10 protein-coding genes and 1 pseudogene are annotated in these 16,598 nt (G+C 63.3%); all 11 read right to left on the reverse strand.

Annotation, left to right across the window (positions count from 1 at the left end; translation table 11 throughout):
• Window positions 1-1,282 (reverse strand): hypothetical protein (locus tag QZ079_RS03330; protein WP_297035092.1); only part of this gene is annotated, 1,282 nt, incomplete at its 3' end.
• A 10-nt stretch (window positions 1,283-1,292) separates the two neighbouring features.
• Window positions 1,293-1,592: a hypothetical protein gene (locus QZ079_RS03335; RefSeq protein WP_291288265.1), complete on the reverse strand. Its 300-nt coding sequence runs from the start codon at window positions 1,590-1,592 to the stop codon at window positions 1,293-1,295.
• Between the two features lie 55 nt (window positions 1,593-1,647).
• Window positions 1,648-1,941 (reverse strand): DUF4176 domain-containing protein, encoded by a 294-nt coding sequence (locus QZ079_RS03340; protein WP_291288264.1) that lies wholly within the window; start codon window positions 1,939-1,941, stop codon window positions 1,648-1,650.
• 10 nt (window positions 1,942-1,951) lie between these two features.
• Window positions 1,952-3,106 carry a hypothetical protein gene (locus QZ079_RS03345; protein WP_297035094.1) on the reverse strand — a complete coding sequence of 385 codons (1,155 nt, stop codon included), beginning with the start codon at window positions 3,104-3,106 and terminating at the stop codon, window positions 1,952-1,954.
• Window positions 3,009-6,584: an FtsK/SpoIIIE domain-containing protein gene (locus QZ079_RS03350; protein ID WP_297035097.1), complete on the reverse strand. Its 3,576-nt coding sequence runs from the start codon at window positions 6,582-6,584 to the stop codon at window positions 3,009-3,011. Before QZ079_RS03350 ends, QZ079_RS03345 begins: the two co-directional genes overlap by 98 nt.
• A gap of 113 nt (window positions 6,585-6,697) precedes the next feature.
• Window positions 6,698-6,991, reverse strand: coding sequence for a WXG100 family type VII secretion target (locus QZ079_RS03355; RefSeq protein WP_291288262.1), 294 nt, complete (start codon window positions 6,989-6,991; stop codon window positions 6,698-6,700).
• Window positions 6,992-7,073: 82 nt separating this feature from the next.
• Window positions 7,074-12,821, reverse strand: coding sequence for a hypothetical protein (locus QZ079_RS03360; protein WP_297035102.1), 5,748 nt, complete (start codon window positions 12,819-12,821; stop codon window positions 7,074-7,076).
• The gene (locus tag QZ079_RS03365; RefSeq protein ID WP_291289940.1) at window positions 12,818-13,357 is read right to left on the reverse strand and encodes a hypothetical protein; all 540 of its coding nucleotides are present in this window, start codon (window positions 13,355-13,357) and stop codon (window positions 12,818-12,820) included. The genes QZ079_RS03360 and QZ079_RS03365 overlap by 4 nt, the downstream gene beginning before the upstream one ends.
• Window positions 13,354-15,126, reverse strand: a complete 1,773-nt coding sequence (locus tag QZ079_RS03370; RefSeq protein WP_297035105.1) for a serine/threonine-protein kinase — start codon at window positions 15,124-15,126, stop codon at window positions 13,354-13,356. Before QZ079_RS03370 ends, QZ079_RS03365 begins: the two co-directional genes overlap by 4 nt.
• A gap of 431 nt (window positions 15,127-15,557) precedes the next feature.
• Entirely contained in the window at window positions 15,558-16,427 is an 870-nt protein-coding gene (locus QZ079_RS03375; protein WP_291288258.1) for a MetQ/NlpA family ABC transporter substrate-binding protein, read from the reverse strand.
• A 28-nt stretch (window positions 16,428-16,455) separates the two neighbouring features.
• Window positions 16,456-16,598, reverse strand: a pseudogene (locus tag QZ079_RS09455) (metal ABC transporter permease); the annotation flags it as partial.

A 16,598-nucleotide genomic window follows, 5' to 3' on the forward strand; every position in this document is an offset into this window, starting at 1 on the left:
CCGATCCGCCGGTGACCACGGCAGCGGCGGTCTTCTGCGCACCGTCGCCCACGGTGGTCTGATACGCCTTCGAAGCGTCCATGAGGCCGGTGCCCAGCTCAATGAAGTCGCCCACGAAACCGAGGTACTTCGCCCCGCCCTTCAAGATCTTGCCGCTCGTCGAGGCGAGATCCGCGGCATCGTCGAGTGAGCTCACACGCCCGATCTTGAGGAACTTGTCTCCCTTGCTCACCATCCTGGAAGCATCGATGGCGTTGTCGATGTCATCGGCGTTCTTCGTCCAGTTTTTTATCCGCGACCAGCTGCGGAAGTCCGCCTTGAACTTCTTGCCCCATTCGCCCAGGCAGTCCGTGAGCACCTTCTTGAAATTGCCGCTCTTGAACGTGCCTTTCTTGAAGATGTTGATGATGCCCTCGTTGTTGGTGAGCAGCGCCTTGGCACTGCTGCCGAGCTCGCGAATATGGCTCAGGCCACCCTTGGTGAACACCTTCTTCATGGAGTTCCACAGTGCCACGACGTTCTCGGGCTTCAGTTCGGCGAGAGGCTTGGCGAACATCTCGACCGTATCCTTGACGGGCGAGATGAAGTTGCTCTTGAAGGAGCCGATCGTGCCGACGATCCCCGCGATTGCGCTGCCTTCGAACTGATCGGTCATGGTCTTGGCCGCGCTGTCGAGCATGGGCTGCGAGATGAACTCCTGGGCACTCAGCCTCGAGGCGAACTCGTCCTCGAAGTCATCGACCGCCTGCTGGTACTCGTCGTAGGTCGTGCGCACCTTTTCGATGTCCTCGGCCTCCTTCGTGGTGGCCTGGGTGAGCGCATCGAGCGCTGCGGCGATGGCCCCGGAGTTCTCGAGGCCGGAAAGCGCACCCTCGGCAACGCCGACCTGCGTGTTGAGGTTCTCGAGCGCGGTCTCGGAATTGGAGACGCCCGACGTGACGGCACCGGTGTCGTCAAAGTGTAGCTTGTCTGCATCGCCCGTCGAGGCCTTGACGGATTCCAAGACGGCGTCGCGCGCGGTGCTGAGCGTGCCGTCGAGCTCGGTGATCATGTCGTCGTAGGTGGTGTGCGTCTGCTCGAGCGCCTGCGTGTAGATGAGCAGATATGTCTGCAGCTGGATGGCGGCGGAAACCTCCGCGTCTGCCCACGAACCAGCCATGATGGCGGCGAAGCTCGTGTTCACGTCTGAGCACCGGTCGTTGCACGCGCTCACCCATTGCTCGAGCTGATTCAACTCGTTGCGGGCGTCTTTCACGCCAGATTTGCTTGCGTTGAACGGCATGGGGCACCTCCTACTTCACGATCGTGATGCTGTCGGCGGCGCTGTTGTCCGCCGTGACGAACATGTCGGCCGCACTATCGATCATGCCGGCATGCACCAGGATGCAGGTTGCGAGCTCGTTCATGCACAGGTTCATGCGCTCGAGCGTATCCTTGGCGGCCGTCGCGGCATTGCCCTCGAACTCGGAGAGGTTGCTCTCCATGTTGGATACACGGCTCTCTTGGTCCTTGAACGCCTCCGCTTCTTCGTCGTACTTCGAAGCCGCTTCCAGCGCCACTTCGTGGTCGATGTAGATGGTCACGTTGCTCATGGTTTCACCGTCCCTTTCTTGCAATCTGCCTAGTCATGCCGAACGATCCGCGTCGCTAGGGACGCACGATCCCGTTCGCGATGGCCTCGCGGCTCATCGCGAGGAACGTCTGGTGCGCAACGCCCTCGCCGTTGAGGAAGCCAAGCTGCGCGATGAGCTCGACCTGGTCTTTGTTGAAGAACAGATCCTCGCCGTCGCGGCGTCCCTCGGGATAGGGGTAGCCGAGGTAGTCCCAGCACGCACCGGTCTGCGCGTCGCGCACCAAGAAACCGGCGACCATCACGGGCTTCTCGCCGCCCTTGAGCGTTACCACCGATCCCACCGGAAGCCACATCTGTTCGTCTTCCATCGTCATCCTCCTAGCTGGTCTGAGCCTCGTCCTGCGGTTCGTCCACTGCTTCGATGAGCCGCACGCCCTCGATGGCGCCGCGCAGCACGCAGAAGCCCTCGGAGCGGGGCAGGGTCTGTCGATACTCCGCCGACGCCTGGGACATGCGGAACACCGTTTGGTCGCTCATGCCGTTGCCCACCCACACGCCGTTGCCGTAGGCGGAAAGCGACTTCCACCATGGGTCATAGGCTTGTCGCACGCGCCAGAGCTCGGAGGCGGCGATGACGCCCGTCTTGCCCACTGCCTGCTCGCCTACGATGTAATCCTGCAGCGACTTCGCCTCGATGGCAGGCAGCTTCGTCATGGTCTGCGCGATGCTCGTGAAGATGAGCACACGGCAGTCCTGCGCCCCGCACATCACCATCCGCAGCAGACGCGCGGCATCCTCCTCGTTCGAGGCGATGCGCTCGTCGTCCGCGAACGGCGCGAGCATGCCCTCGAGGTCGATGGCCGCGACAGGCGCCTCGGGATCGTGCGCCATGAACTCCCACACGCCGCGCAGATAGCGACCGATGCCCTCGGCATCGTTGCCGAGCACGAGCATGTAGGGAGACTTGGAGAACGGAAAGCCCACCGGCTCGATGGAGCGCTTGGAGAAGCCCACCGGCACCGCGTCGAGGCTCATTGCGGGCAGCTCGCCGCGCGTGACGCGGTCGGGCAGCGCCGGGATGGAAGGCGCCACGACCGGGCTTACGGCGACGGTCTTCGCCGCGAGCTCGCCGAGCACCTCCTGGGCGGGCGTGTCTTCACCCGCATACGACGCCGCCTGGAACTCAAGCACTTCCTTGTCGAGCTCCACCACGCCGCGGCCGGGCACGTGGGCCGGCAGCACCTGCGGCCTGCGGCCGAACACGGTCACGTAGTCGTTCTCGTCGTTCATGAAGCAGGCCAACACGCGGGCGAAGTTCGCCTTCAGGCGCATGCGCGGCGTCATGGCGGAGGTCGCCGTCACGATGAAATGGATGCCATAGCGCACCGCATCGCGCGTGAGGGCGTTGAGCCGATCCTCGAGCGGCGCGTAGATCTCATAGAACGAGGCGAGGTTCGTGATGGCGCACACGATGCTCGGCAGCGCTTCCCCGGTCGCGGCGCAGTACGCGTCGATGGATCCGCCGTAGGGCACGAGCAGCTTGCGACGGCGCTCGACCCCGCCCGAGCAGGCGGAAAAGGTTCACCATGCGCTCCTGCTCGCCCTGGAGCACCACGCCGCCGCACTGGGGAAGCGTCGCGAACGGCGCGAGCACTCCCTGGCCGAGGTCAGCGATGTAGAGGTTCAGCGCACGAGCGTCGAGCTTCTGAGCGAGTGCGTAGACGAGCGTCGCCACCAGGGCGTCGGCTCCGGAATCCTGTGCGCCGTACACCATGAGGTTGCCCGCCGCATCGAGGTCGATGACGAGCGGCACGCGCTCCTGCCGCGCCGGCACGTCCACCTCGCCGATGACCGCTACGAGCCCTTCGCCCGGAAGCTCGCCCTCGTAGCGCGAAAGCACGTTCGCAAGCCCCATGCGCTCTGGCAGCGGGTCGAGCCACAGGCGCTGGGCGCGCTTGCCTGCCTGCGCGGCGGTTTGGGCGATTTCGGCCAGCACGGCGTTGATCTCGGCTTCCGAGGTCGCCTGCGCCTTGGTGGGTGGCTTGAGCGTGGCAATCTGCGCTCCCAGGTCGTCGATGAGCTCCACAGCAGTATCGACATCGGGCTCGAACTCATCGGCAGGCGCGTACTTCACGCCGGTGTAGGCGTTCTGGCCACAGGCGAAGTACTCGTTGTAGCCCACGAGCAGGTAGTAGCGACCGGCTTCCTTGATAGCGGCGGCATCCGGACGGCGGATCATCTCCTTGGAGTCTGCCACATCGGCCACCTTGAGACACACCTTGAAACGAGAGTTCGACCAGATCTGATCGTTCACCACGCCACTCGGCTTCTGCGTCGCCAGGATGAGGTGCACGCCGAGCGAGCGGCCGATGCGCGCGGCAGAAACGAGCTCGTCCATGAACTCAGGTTCTTGCTGTTTGAGCTCGGCGAACTCGTCCGCGATGATGATGAGGTGCGGCAGGGGCTCGGTGAGCACGCCGCGGCGGTAATACGAGAGATACTTATAGATGTCCATCGTGGCCTCGCCCGTTGCCTCGCGCGCGCGGTTGAAGGCGTCCTGGCGACGCTTAAGCTCGCTTTTGATAGACACGAGCGATCGCGAGATGGCCGCACCGTCGAGGTTCGTGATGGTACCGGCGAGGTGTGGCAGCACGACGCGCTCGTTGTCGAAGGCACCGGCCAGGCCGCCGCCCTTGTAGTCGATGAGCACGAAGGCCACCTGGTCGGGTGGGTAATTCACGCACATCGAGAGGATGTAGGTGATGAGGAACTCGCTCTTGCCCGAACCGGTGGTACCCGCCACGAGACCGTGCGGGCCGTGTACCTTCTCGTGAAGGTTGAGCAGCGATAGCGACCCCTGCGCATCCACGCCGATGGGAGCCTCGATGGTGCGGGAGGCATCGTCCTCGAGCCAACGACGCGCGATGTCGAGTTGACCGACGTTGCCCACCTGGTACATGGCTAAGAAGCCGAGCGATGAAGGCATGCTCGCCCGCTGCTCGGGCATATCGAGGCGGACGCGCGCTATGTCGAGCGCGAAGCGATGGGCGCGCTGTGCGGTGATCTCGATATCCGGGTCGAACGTCTCGATGGAGCCCGAGACGTCCGCACGGTCGAACATGCAGGCGCGGCCATGCGCCCCTTCGTCGACGGCGGCCAGGTCGCCCGTGGTGCGTCCGAGCATACCGAGGGCATCATCGCGCGAAAGGTCGAGCACATGCGCGCATTCACGCGGAAGGTCGCGGATGTCCTCGCCCATGAAGATGAGCGAGATACCCATGTTCGTGCGCAACTTCGTGAGGCGCGCGATGGTCTGCGAGCGCTCCACGAGGTTCTTGTTCGCGCAGATGACGATATGGTAGGCACCATAATCGCTCATCATCTCGGCGCGCACCTCGCGCCGAGCCTCCATGAGTCGCTCGAGATACATGCCCAGCTGCATGAGGCTCGCTGTGTCCGTAGCGATGAAACGCATCTCGCCGGCATCGTCGAACACATGCGGCAGCGATCGCATGAAACGCCACTCCGCCTCATCTTCCCCGCTTGCGACAAGAACGATCTTTAGATCCTGGTAGCTGAAGAACGCGCACGCCTGCGCCACGATGCCGCGTACAAACGCCCACGCCTCGCCGCGCTGACCCACGATACCCGATACGAAGTGCTTCACCGGGTCGAATGCGAGCGGCACGTCGTTCACGCGGGGCGGATGCTCGGCAAGGTGCGCCACCTTGTCCAGGAGCTTGTCGCTTTCCATGGAGAAGCGCCGCTCTGGGAAGCGCACGTTCGCATCGAGCTCCACCGACCCCACGCCCACGCGCAGATCCATGAAGTCGTCGTGCGCCGGGGTGCGGTTCATAAGACGCGGCGAGAGCGCACTCGCGCGGTCGAGAACGTCCTCGATGTCCACGCGGTTCTCGCGCAGCACCGCCGCCTGCTCGTTCGCAGCGCGGGCCAAGCGCGCCTCCACGCCGTTAAGGTAATCCGTATAGGTGGCCTCGCGGCGCAGCTCCTCGCGCTCGTCGCGCTTCTTGTTGTAGCGCCGGCTCACGAACGGCCATACGAGCATGCCCGCAAGCATGGAAATCGACATCGCGATCATGGGAAGCGTCTGCCACAGGTCCGCGCCGCCCATGATGCGTGAGACCGCGGAGCTCACCATGAAGATCGAGGCGATGCCCATGAGGAACGACGGCCCCATCTGCATGATGGCGGGCTCGTCTTCGCGCTGCTGGCTCTGGGGCGGATCGTCCACCTGAAAAGCCACCGGCTTATAGGTGCGCGTGAGGCGCGGCGCCGGGTAGAACAGCTCGAGCTCGGGCGTGTCCTCCGTCGCAGAAGGGCAGGCGGCGCGAAATGCCTCGTGCGAGATGGCGCGGCAGCTCTCCAACCCCACCACACTCAGGCCATCGGGTTCATTCATCGAGATGATGCGCAGACCCACCATGAGCGTGAGGTCGAGGATGCGCACCACGTCACCGGGGGCGAGCACGCATGCGACGTTCGGCGCGATGGCATGACCGTTCACAAACGTGCCGTTCGAGCTTCCCAGATCAGTGATGCTGAACGTGTCGCCCGTAAGCGAAAGCCGCGCGTGACTCGACGAGACGAGTGGGTTCGCAAAGCGCATGCCGCGCTCCACCACACGCCCGATGGGGATGTCCTCGTCATGCGTGAAGCCCACCTTAAAGAACCGCCGCATCCCGGGAAGGGACGGACGAATGTAGAGGCTTGCTGGCTGATCGAGTTTGGACGAGACAATCGAGCAGACTGTCCCCTCCGAACCCCTCAGCGCGAGCACCTCGGCATGAGAGCCATCGGCGGTCACAAGCGAGCAGCCGCGCTCGGGAACAAGCAGGGCTCCCGCCCCCTCGGCCTCGATATGCGCGAGGGACGCACGCGCCTCCGCATTCGAGCTGAGCGCAATCTTGAGCGACGCGCGGCTCGCGAGGTCGTACGAGAGCGTACGCGAAGACCCGTCATACACGACGGTTATGAGCAGCTGCGTTCCCACCAGGCTCCCTTCGGTAAAGCCCGTGACAAGGGGTCTGAGCCCCTTGCCACGGTCGATGCGGTACTCGAGCGGAAGAGGCGATGAGCACTCTCTCCGCAGCGCGTTGCCGAAATTTACCCGCGGAACGCGCTCGCGATGTTCGCGTCGGTCTCTTCGAGCGTCTGGGCGGTGGCGTCGAGCGACTGGGCGATCTCGTTGATGAGATCCTGAGCCTTCACGAAGCCGGGACGAAGCTCGTTGAAGCGAGCCTCGTACGCAGCGCTGGCCTCGCCCTCCCACTCAGACTGCAGGGCGTTGAGCAGCGTGTCCATGCGGCTGATGACGTTGCCCACGTTATCGGCCTCAACACGGTACTCATTCGCACGGGAACGCATCTGGTCGGGGGTGATCCTGATCTGTCCTGCCATGGTTTCCATCCTTTCTCCGTCGCGCGTGCCACTTGCACGCACTCCTTCCGAATATCTCCACTCGCATCCTGCGAGATGAGACCTAACCTTCGCTCCGGCCGTGACCGAAGGGGTTGCGCTTCGCCAGCTCGCGCCGGCGACGGCGCCATACGAGATACGCGACGGCAGCGATGATGCCCAGAAGCACGACCGCTCCGCCGATGCTCGTCATGAGGAGTTCCGGCGTGTTCAGCACGAACGTGAGCCAATCACCGGTCACGAGCACGTTCTCGTACGTTGCTGTCGAGATGTTGCCTGCGCGGTCGCGCACCTCGAGCACATAGGTATGGGGCTTGCCGTCGACTTCCAGTTCAAGCTCGGGAAGATCGCCCGTGTTGAAGCTCGTGGCATCCCAGGCGGCGACCTCATGGCCGTCCACATACACGCGCGCCTGGGCGAGGGCCACGCTGTCACCGGCGTCGACCACCGCCGCCTTCTCGGGGTCGAGATAGGCTTCGTTGGACGAGACGCCCACCAAACTCGCCGTTGGAGCGTCCCCGTCGATAGCGAAGTCAACCGGGAACGAGCTCGCGCGGTCGGCGCTCTTGCCTGCCATCGTGTTCTGTGAGAGATTTCCCGCAGCATCGGTGGAGGTGAGGGTCACGCGATAGAAGCCGTTCTCGTCGAAGAGCTCGGCGGGAAGCGTATACGTGGTCGCGCTCCAGCCCTGGGCGTCCGCGTTCGGCGCCAGCTCGAAATCCTCGCCCGCGACGAGTTCTCTGGCGCGATCGTCATGCGCGAGTTCCACGCGCGTCTGCGTGGTATCGATGCCGCTCACGTTGACCTCCACGATGCGCACATCCTGCGCCTCGTTGAGATATGCTCCCGCGATGCCCTCGGAGCCCGGGGCGAAGTAGTACGTCGAGCCGAAGCGATTCACCGAGAACACGGTGCTCACCTGTGCGGTATTCCCTGCAAGGTCGATGGCATCGCCCGTAAGGGTATAGACGTCATCAAAGCTCACCTCGTAGGGCAGGCTACCCAAGAAGATCGTTTTCGCGGTCTCGTCGTCGCTCACGCTTTCAGCGAAGTTGGGCGTGATCGCCACGCCTGCGCGCGCACCCTCAAGCGTCGCAGTAGACCCCATGGCATCGAGGTTCGTATCTGCGAAGCTCACCTCGGGGGCGACGGCACCGGCATAGGCATGTCCGCTTTCCACGCCGGCGATCTGCACCTGCGGCGCTGTCATATCGATGACGAATTCGCCCGAATCGTAGGGTTCGGCCGCGTTACCGGCAAGATCCGTTGCGGTAACCTGGAGCTGGTAGTGCTGCTCGCCGGTGAACGACGCGGTCGCGCGCCATTCGCCGCGCGGCTCGACCACGCTGAAGCCGGTGGAACCCGGCGCGTCACCACCCGAGAGGTTCTGCGCGCTCACCGTGCCGAGCGAAGGGTCGAAGTTGCGGTCGCGCACCGTGATGGTGGCATGTCGCGGCGCCTTGTAATACATGGCGTTCGCCACATCATCGTTGTCATACTCGACCATGATTACCGGAGCCTGCGTGTCGATGACGAAGCTCTCGATCGCCTCTTCCGAAGCGTGGCCGAGCGGATCGGTATGCTGAGCGGAGAGCGTCCAATCCGCATCGTCCTCGAAGGCGTACGTGGCGCGGTAGACTACCGATTCATCGTCGAGTACGATCCGCTCGAAATCCTCAGCGAGCAAGGTGTCGGATTCTCGCCCGTCACGCGTGATGATACCCACCGCAAGCTCGGGATCGTGCTTCATAACGAGGTCGAACGAAGCGTCCGACACCGTGATGGTTCCGGTGCGCGCGGCGTTGTAGTACTGCTCGTTGCGCACATCGTTGTTGTCGAAGGAGAGCGTCACCTCGGGCGCTTCGGTATCGATGCTCACGCCTTTCGCGCCCTGGGGGATGTTCGTATCGCCGTATACAGAGAAGTCGCCGGTGGAGACGGTGTTGCCGGCGCGGTCAGAGACGACGATGCTCGAACCGTCGAAGTACAGGCGCATGCCGTCCTCGGCGAGCGTGATCTCCATCCCACCCGCAAGACCCTCTTCGTCGCCCTCGAATGCAGCCTCCGCAGAAACAGCACCCGCCGGGTTGAAGTGCGAAAGCTCGCCGTCAACACCCGAGAGGTTATCGGTCACGGCGAGGCTGATGCGCTCCTCCTCGGCAAACAGCCAGCCCCACGGCTCATCATCCTCGTTCAAAGGGTAGGTCTCGACATCCGAGAGGGTGAGCGCACCGAGCACGGGAGCAGAGTAATCCACGCCGAATGCCTGCGTGGCATCTTCGGCATCGGAACCGAACGAACCCGCGATGCCGCCATAGGCAAGGTTGATAACGTAGTCGCCCTCGACAGGACGGGACGGGTCGAACTCCGCCCGCGGCAGCTCGAGTTCGGCAACCCACCGCACCGAGCCGTCTTCTGCCACCTGTTGGGTGAAATCGTGCGCGCAGAGGCTCACACCTAGATCAACCGCGACGTCCGTTCCTGCAACGCGCACCGTGCCGCCCGCGAGTTCATCGTCGGCATGCCAGGCGCGATACACATCGAACCAAGGGTCTTCGATGATGGCACGCACGAGCACCTCGCCGCGGTGATAGTACGGATCTTGGGATGCCGGCGTATCCGCACCGTCTTCGAGTGAAAGCTCGACCGCAGGAGCCGTATCCTCGCCGTCTACGAGAATCGAGGTGAAACTCCACGCAGCCTGCTCATCCGCCGGCAAAGCAGCAACGTATTCCGCGAGCGTGATGGTGCATGGATTTCCACATGCGTCGGTCAGATGGACGGAGATGTCCTCGAGGTCGTAGACGCCCTCCTCGGTAAGCTCGATTTCCGCCCAACCCCTCCGGTCAACTTTGAGCGTTCGCTCTTCGGCAGGCAGCACGTCCTCGCCCCAAGCATCATTCGAGCGCACGATGGTGACGGTGGCACCGTCCTCCGCGAGACCCGATGTGCCCTTTTCGTCGCCCGCGGCCGTGGCGGCAGGGTCACCCTCCCCGCGCGGCAGCAGGTCTTGCACGCGCACGCGCAACGTCGTTCCCGTGCCCACGAGCACCTGGCGCCCCGCGCCTAAATCGGCAACGTTCTCTGGGTCAACGTCCTCTACTTCGACATCGGTGAGCTGCGGAGCCGTCGAATCGACCACGAATTCCAGCTCGTCGCTCGCACCGAAGAACTCAAATGAGAGCGCATAGGCGCCGTCGGGCAGCCTGCCCTCGGCATCGCGCGTGAACGGAATGCTCATCGTCCAGGAATTGCCATCGACGCTCTCGAAATCATTCGAAGACCAAGCGTCGGAAGCGATGGGCTGCTCACCGGCGGCGGTCGTCACGCTTGCTGTGAGCGCGTCATGGAAGGCAGGCGTGTTCGCATGGATGGTAAACCAGCGATCCGTCACGGTGAGGGATACCTCGGAACCGCCGGGGTAGTAGATACCATCGATTACCTCGGTGCCTTCCGGTTCGCTCACCGAGAGGTCGACCTGCACCGCGCTGGGTGGAGCGACCACCACGCCGTCGACGGAAGCGCCCTCGGCGCTCGTCGCGTCGAGCACGGCTCCGAGCCCCTGCTCCACCTCATTGCCAGCGGCATCGCTCATCACGATGGACGCGCCGTCGAAATCGTAGTAGCCGATCTCGTCGAGCGGGATGACCACCGTTCCGCGATCGTTCATGGTGAACGTCTGAGTTTCGGGCTCGTCATCGTCGAGATCGTCATACACCGGCACGGCCACCGTTGCAGACGCAACACCTGCAACCTCGTTCACCCCATCTGCCTGGGGATCTTCGATGGTGAGCTCGAGCTCGGTGCCGCTGCTCACCAGCAAGCGGTCGCCGGTATCGGGCATCGTTGCGATCATAGCGGTATCGACACCGTTCTCGAACGAGGTCTCGGCAACGGTGGGAGGGGTGCGGTCGATGAGAACGGTCTCAGTCGCTTGTGCGGCAAACGTGCCCAATCCAGCATGGATGGCGCTCACGCCCTGGTAGGAGAAGGTGACGGTATGCGCGCCCTCGGTGGTAAGCGATGCAAGCGGCAACGAATAGGCGCCTTGGTTTTCCGAGAACCCTGCGGGGTCGACCGCCTGGACTGCACCGTCCACGGCAACGGCAACAGGACCGGCAGCCGCCCACGCCGCATCTCCCTTGAGCTCGCTATAGAACGGATCGATGAGCCCAAGCGTCACAGATACGGAGCTCGCGTTGCTCACGAACCTTCCGGAAGCATCATGCCGGTCGTCATCGTCGCCTTGGAAGGAGATGGACGTGCTCGGCGCCTGCGTCTGATCGTCGATGAGGCGAATCTGCGTGATCTGTCCACGCGTGGCCTGGCCGGCTGAATCGACAACCGGGGCGAAGAACGGCGCGCGCGAGAGCGTGGACGTCGTCTCGTTACCGGCGATGTCGCGTGCGGTGATTGCAGAGCCCGCGAGATCGATGGTCTTGGCGCCCAGGGTGTCGGCATTCACGTTGAAGGTGGCGATTCCATCGTTCGAGATACGTGCGGGCTCGAGAACAGCTGTGGAGCCGTCCGTGCAGACAAGTTCGAGCGCAAGCGCATCCTCGTCGATGCCCGAAACCTCGCCGTAGGTTCCCTCGGGATCAGATACCTGTACCTCGATGGTTAGGCCATCACTCCCGACGGTGAGCCTGCCCGACGCATCAACCCACAGGGCGGCGTTATCGAACGGAGCTCCGCTCGCATCGAGCACCTCGATCGTTCCCATCTGGGGCGCAGTCTCATCTCGACGCACCTCGACACGCAGAACCTGGCCGTCGTAGAGTGTCTCGTCGGTCGAGGCCGCCGTGGTGGTGCCGTCGAGCTTCACATAGACCTGCTCGGGCGCATAAGCATCCGGCCTTGCAAGCTCCAGCCGTTCGCCCGCTTTGTTCGAGGCGAAACTCGCATCCGCTGCGAGCGCGTACGTATCGGAAAGCGCCGCTACGCTCGAATCCTCACCGACATGCGAGAATGTCACGGCGCCGTCATGCGCGCGCAACCATACAACAAGGCTTCCATAGCCGGAATCACCCCATGCGCCTGATGTCGCAAGGGCGCGGGATTCGCCATCAGCACCAGAAACGCGCATGTCAGCGAGGACGTTCGAAGGTGCGAGCACGATGTCCTCGGGCTCGTCTACCTCCTGCATGGTCACGTGGTCTTCGATGCCGTCCATCGAAGGCGGTTTCACCTCGTCTGCGTTGTACTCGGCCCATGCGAGCACGTCGGCAAGAGAAACCGTCCCACCGGGATAGCTGCTCACGCCATCGGCATACACAAACGGGCCAGCACCCCCAAAATGTTCCTCTGCCACCTCTTGCGCCGAGAGCTTCTGAGTAGTCAGGATGCCATCTTGAAACAGGTTATCTTGGGCATTGAGCCAGCTCGGCACATCCACGCCGTAGGGAATCACGAACACGCCGCGCGTGTTGAAATTGAAACTTGCAAAGAGCGGCGCCCGGGCGACCGAAGCCGCATCCCGCGCGCTTGCGGAAGCCGCGCCTCGCATACCCAATCCTTCAAGCTGCGACACTTGCTCGTCTTCAGCCTGCTCACCGGCGGTGGCTTGCGTGTCCTCAGGCCGTTCGTCTGCAATCTGTCCATGCTCGACAACCTGCTCTTCAACAGGCACCTGCGCTTCGTCCGCGAAGCCGAGGATAGGGGTCGCCGCGCCGATCACGCAACCAAGGGCAATCGTCACAGCTGCTACCCGCGCGCGCCGCACGGCGGAAAAACGCGGCATGGCGGCTGCGACACGCAGCTCATCCAAAGTCGGTTGACCGCCCCCCTGAGAGGTTGCCGTGCGCTTGATCATCGCGCCTCCCCCTTCCCCAGAAGGGTCGTGCCGGCCTCGGAGGGCGCCGAAACGGAGATGTCGGCCTCGAGAAAGGTCGTGCCGGCCTCGGAGGAAGGGCTCGAAGCGTCCGCGGGGGAAGCCGAGAGGAGCGTCGTGCCCTGTTCGGATGCGGCGGGGTTCGTCTCTGTGGACGAGAGGAGCGTCGTGCCCTGCTCGCTTTCCGCAACAGGCGCAGTCGCGTCCGTACCCTCGTCGGTCTCGCCTTCCCCGTTCGCAGCAAAGCGCACATGAAGGCTTCCGCTGGTACGAGCACTCGAGAGCCCCCGTGCCTGAGCCTTCGCGCCCTTCCCCGAGCGCCCGCCGGAAACCGCACGGAACGTTCCGCTCTTGCCGGCGCGCATCTCCTCGATGGCACGCTCCGCCGCACGACCGGTCATCTCGTCGCGAACAGCACGGATATCCTGCGTGAAAAACACCACGATGGCAGCAATCGCGCACAACGCGGCGAGCGCATAGCCACCCGCCTCAAGCGCTCCGAACATCTCCGCGCTCATTCGCTCACCGTCCTCGCATCAACAAACGCGTCGGCAACGGCCTGGCGCGCAGCGTCTTCGGCATCAAGCACCCGTGCCCGTTCGGCTTCGAGCTCCTCGGTCGTGGGAACCACCGGCTCAGCGAGGACGATCGCCTCATCTATAAGAGCGTTGAGTTCGTCTCGGCTCACGCCATCCGCGCGGAATTTACGCGGATACGTGCGCACGGCGTTCATAATGAGGTTCGCCGTCTCCAAGCGCACGACGTCGTTTTCCTCGTCGGCATTTGCCTCTGCCAACTCGCAGAGCATGTCGGAGTAAGGCTCGAAGCGACCAGCATCGGAGCCCTCGTTGATAAGCGGGACGATCTCCGCATTGAAGCTCGCGATATCGGCATACGTCTGCGCAAGGTCCCGCTGCTCAAAGGTGCTATCCGTCGCGGCCTGCTGCATCCAGCTCTCTGCCGCGCGAATTCGTTCCCCGCGGGCTCCTTCGGTGGTCTGCGCCGTCGCCGTGCCGCTCGGATCGTAGTAATACCAGTACAGCTTGCCAACTTCAAACGCCAGCTCGGCATACTCGTCCGAACCCTCGAGCGCAGAGATGTTCGGCAAAATCGTGCTTCGGAACTGTCGCTCCTCGGTTGGCGTGAAGCGCAGGTCGTCGCGATAGCGCTCGACCAAGCCGCGATACGGCGCGACCTCGTTCGGCTTGATCGCCGCGGCGCGCACGTAAGCTTCGGTGGACTCCTGCTCATCTGAGCTTTGCTCGCCGATGCTCATCCAATGGTCGTAGTCGCCGTTGGTCGCCACGGCTTTGCCCACCGTTCCGCCGATGCCCAGCACAAGGCACAGGCACGCCGCGATGCCCAAGCCGGCGAACAGGTTCCACTTCCTCTTGAGCTCTGCCATGTGTGCGGCGTCGTCCTCGCGGTAATGCTCGAGGTCATAGGCCATCTCGGCGCAGTCAGCGTAACGATCGGCGGGATCGGGCTGCGTGGCGCGCGCGACGATGCGCTCGATGCCCGGAGAGAGCTCGGGCACCACCTGACGCACGGGCAGGATGGTATAGGGCGGATCGGCCGGGTTCTTGGCGGTAAGCAGCGCGTACATGGTGGCGCCGAGGGCATAGACGTCTGAGCGCGCGTCCGTTTGTCCTCCGCCGCCGTACTGCTCGGGCGGGGCGAATCCGCGCGTACCCAGCTGAACGGTATCGCTGCGGGCTGCCGTCACATCGGCACCATCCTCGTGCATCTCGCGTGCGATGCCGAAATCGATAAGCTCTACGAGGCCATTTGGCTTGAGCATAACGTTGGAGGGCTTCATGTCGCGGTAGATGACCGGCGGCGTGCGATGATGCAGGTAGCTCAGGGCGTCGCACAGTTGAAGCGCCCAATCGACCACGTCGTCTTCCGCCTGCGGGCCAGATGCTGCGACGATGTCTTCGAGCGTGCGCCCCTCAACGTAGTCCATGATGACGAAGAGCGTGCCCTCGTCGTCGACGATATCGACGATGCGAGGAATCGCGGGATGGTCGAAACGCTTGATCATGTTCGCTTCGGTCACGATGCTCTGGATGATGAGCTCGCGCTCAGCCGGGTTCTCGACGTGCTTGATCTCTTTAGCCGCCCATTGCTTGTTGAGCACGGTATCGAGCGCGAGATACACGGTCGACATGCCGCCACGGCCAATCACGGCGAGAAGTCGGTACCGCTCGCCTACAACGCGCTGGGTATCATCGAATTCCGCTGTTTGAACGCGCGTTTCCCGCTGTCCCAAACCGTCGCTTGCCACGGCATCCATCCTTTGGAGAGAGCGAACTTTCATTCTTGGGACAAGAGTGTATTGTCCGCACCTCAAGCGACCGTCAGGCGTACGCAAGCGTTCTAGCTGGTTCAGGTCAAGGGACTGTCAAGGGAAGATGCTGGCCTAACGCGCTTCTCCCGTAAACGGCAGTTCTCTGGTGGTGAACGGCAGAACTATCAAGGAGAGGTAAGTTTGGCAGGTTTTCTCATGCTGAAACAGGGTGACTATAGCCTGTAGCAAAGACTCGAGGCTCGAGATCTTCGTCCCGCAACATGATCATTTCGCTATTGCGCGAAAAGCTTCAATAAGAGCGATAAAGAGGGCTCTTATTGAAGCTTTTTCTACTTTTTGCTCAATTGGCTATGGACACGAGGCGAGCTGGGCAGGATGAGTCAAATGAACCCGGCCCCAATGACTCATTAGAATGCGGGCTGGGCGGCGCCGCCGAAGGTCTCCTCGAGATAGGCCTTGAAGTCCTCCGTCTGAAGCACGCCCACGAGCGCGAGGATGCGCTCGTCCTCCGCGAGCTCCGGCGTCGTCACGATGACGTTCGCATATTCATCACGGATGACCTCGGACTCAGCGTCCTCCTGCGCCACGGCGTCCGCGAGCTCAAGGCCGGCGTCGATGGCGTAGTTGCCGTTGATGACCGCGAAGTCCACGTCGCCCACGGTACGCGGCAGCGCGGCGGCCTCCTGCTCGGAGAACTCAAGCGAGAGCGGGTTCTCCACGATGTCGTTCGGCGTCGCGGTGATGCCCGCGTCCTCGGCGAGCGTGATGAGCCCCAGCTCCTGCAGAAGCAGCAGCGCGCGACCCTCGTTGGTGGGGTCGTTCGGCACGCCGAACGTCGCGCCCTCGGCCACATTCTCGATATCCGTCGAGCGACCGGGGAACACGGCCATCGGCTCGAAGTGGATGCGGCCGGCGTTCACCAGGTCCGTGCCGTTCTCCTCGTTGTAGTTGTTGAGGTAGTTGATGTGCTGGAAGTAGTTCGCGTCGAGCGTGCCGTTCGTGGTGTCGCGGTTGGGCTGGATGTAGTCCGTGTACTCCTCGACCGTGAGCTCGATGCCCTGCTCCGCGAGCAGCGGGGCGGCATAGTCGTTCAGGATCACGGCGTGGGGGCTGGGACTCGCGCCCACGGTGAGCGTCTGGGTCTCGGCGGCGGAACCGGCAGCGGAGCCCGCAGGCTCACCGGAGCCACCGCAAGCGGTGAGCGGCGCGGCGGCCACGATCGCGGCAGCGCCGGCGAGGACGGAACGACGGGAGATGGAGTTCGAAAGCAATGACATGACAAGCTCCTTCGAATAGAAACCGGTATTACTGAGTGGAAGACGTGCGATGGTCAATCTTGCGCGCGATGATGTCGCACACGCTCTGGATCACCTGAACTAGCACGATGAGCAGCACGACGGTCACGATCATCATCTGATCTTGGTAGCGGTAGTAGCCGTAGCGGATGG

Source organism: uncultured Enorma sp., assembly GCA_905210055.1.
GTDB lineage: Bacteria > Actinomycetota > Coriobacteriia > Coriobacteriales > Coriobacteriaceae > Enorma.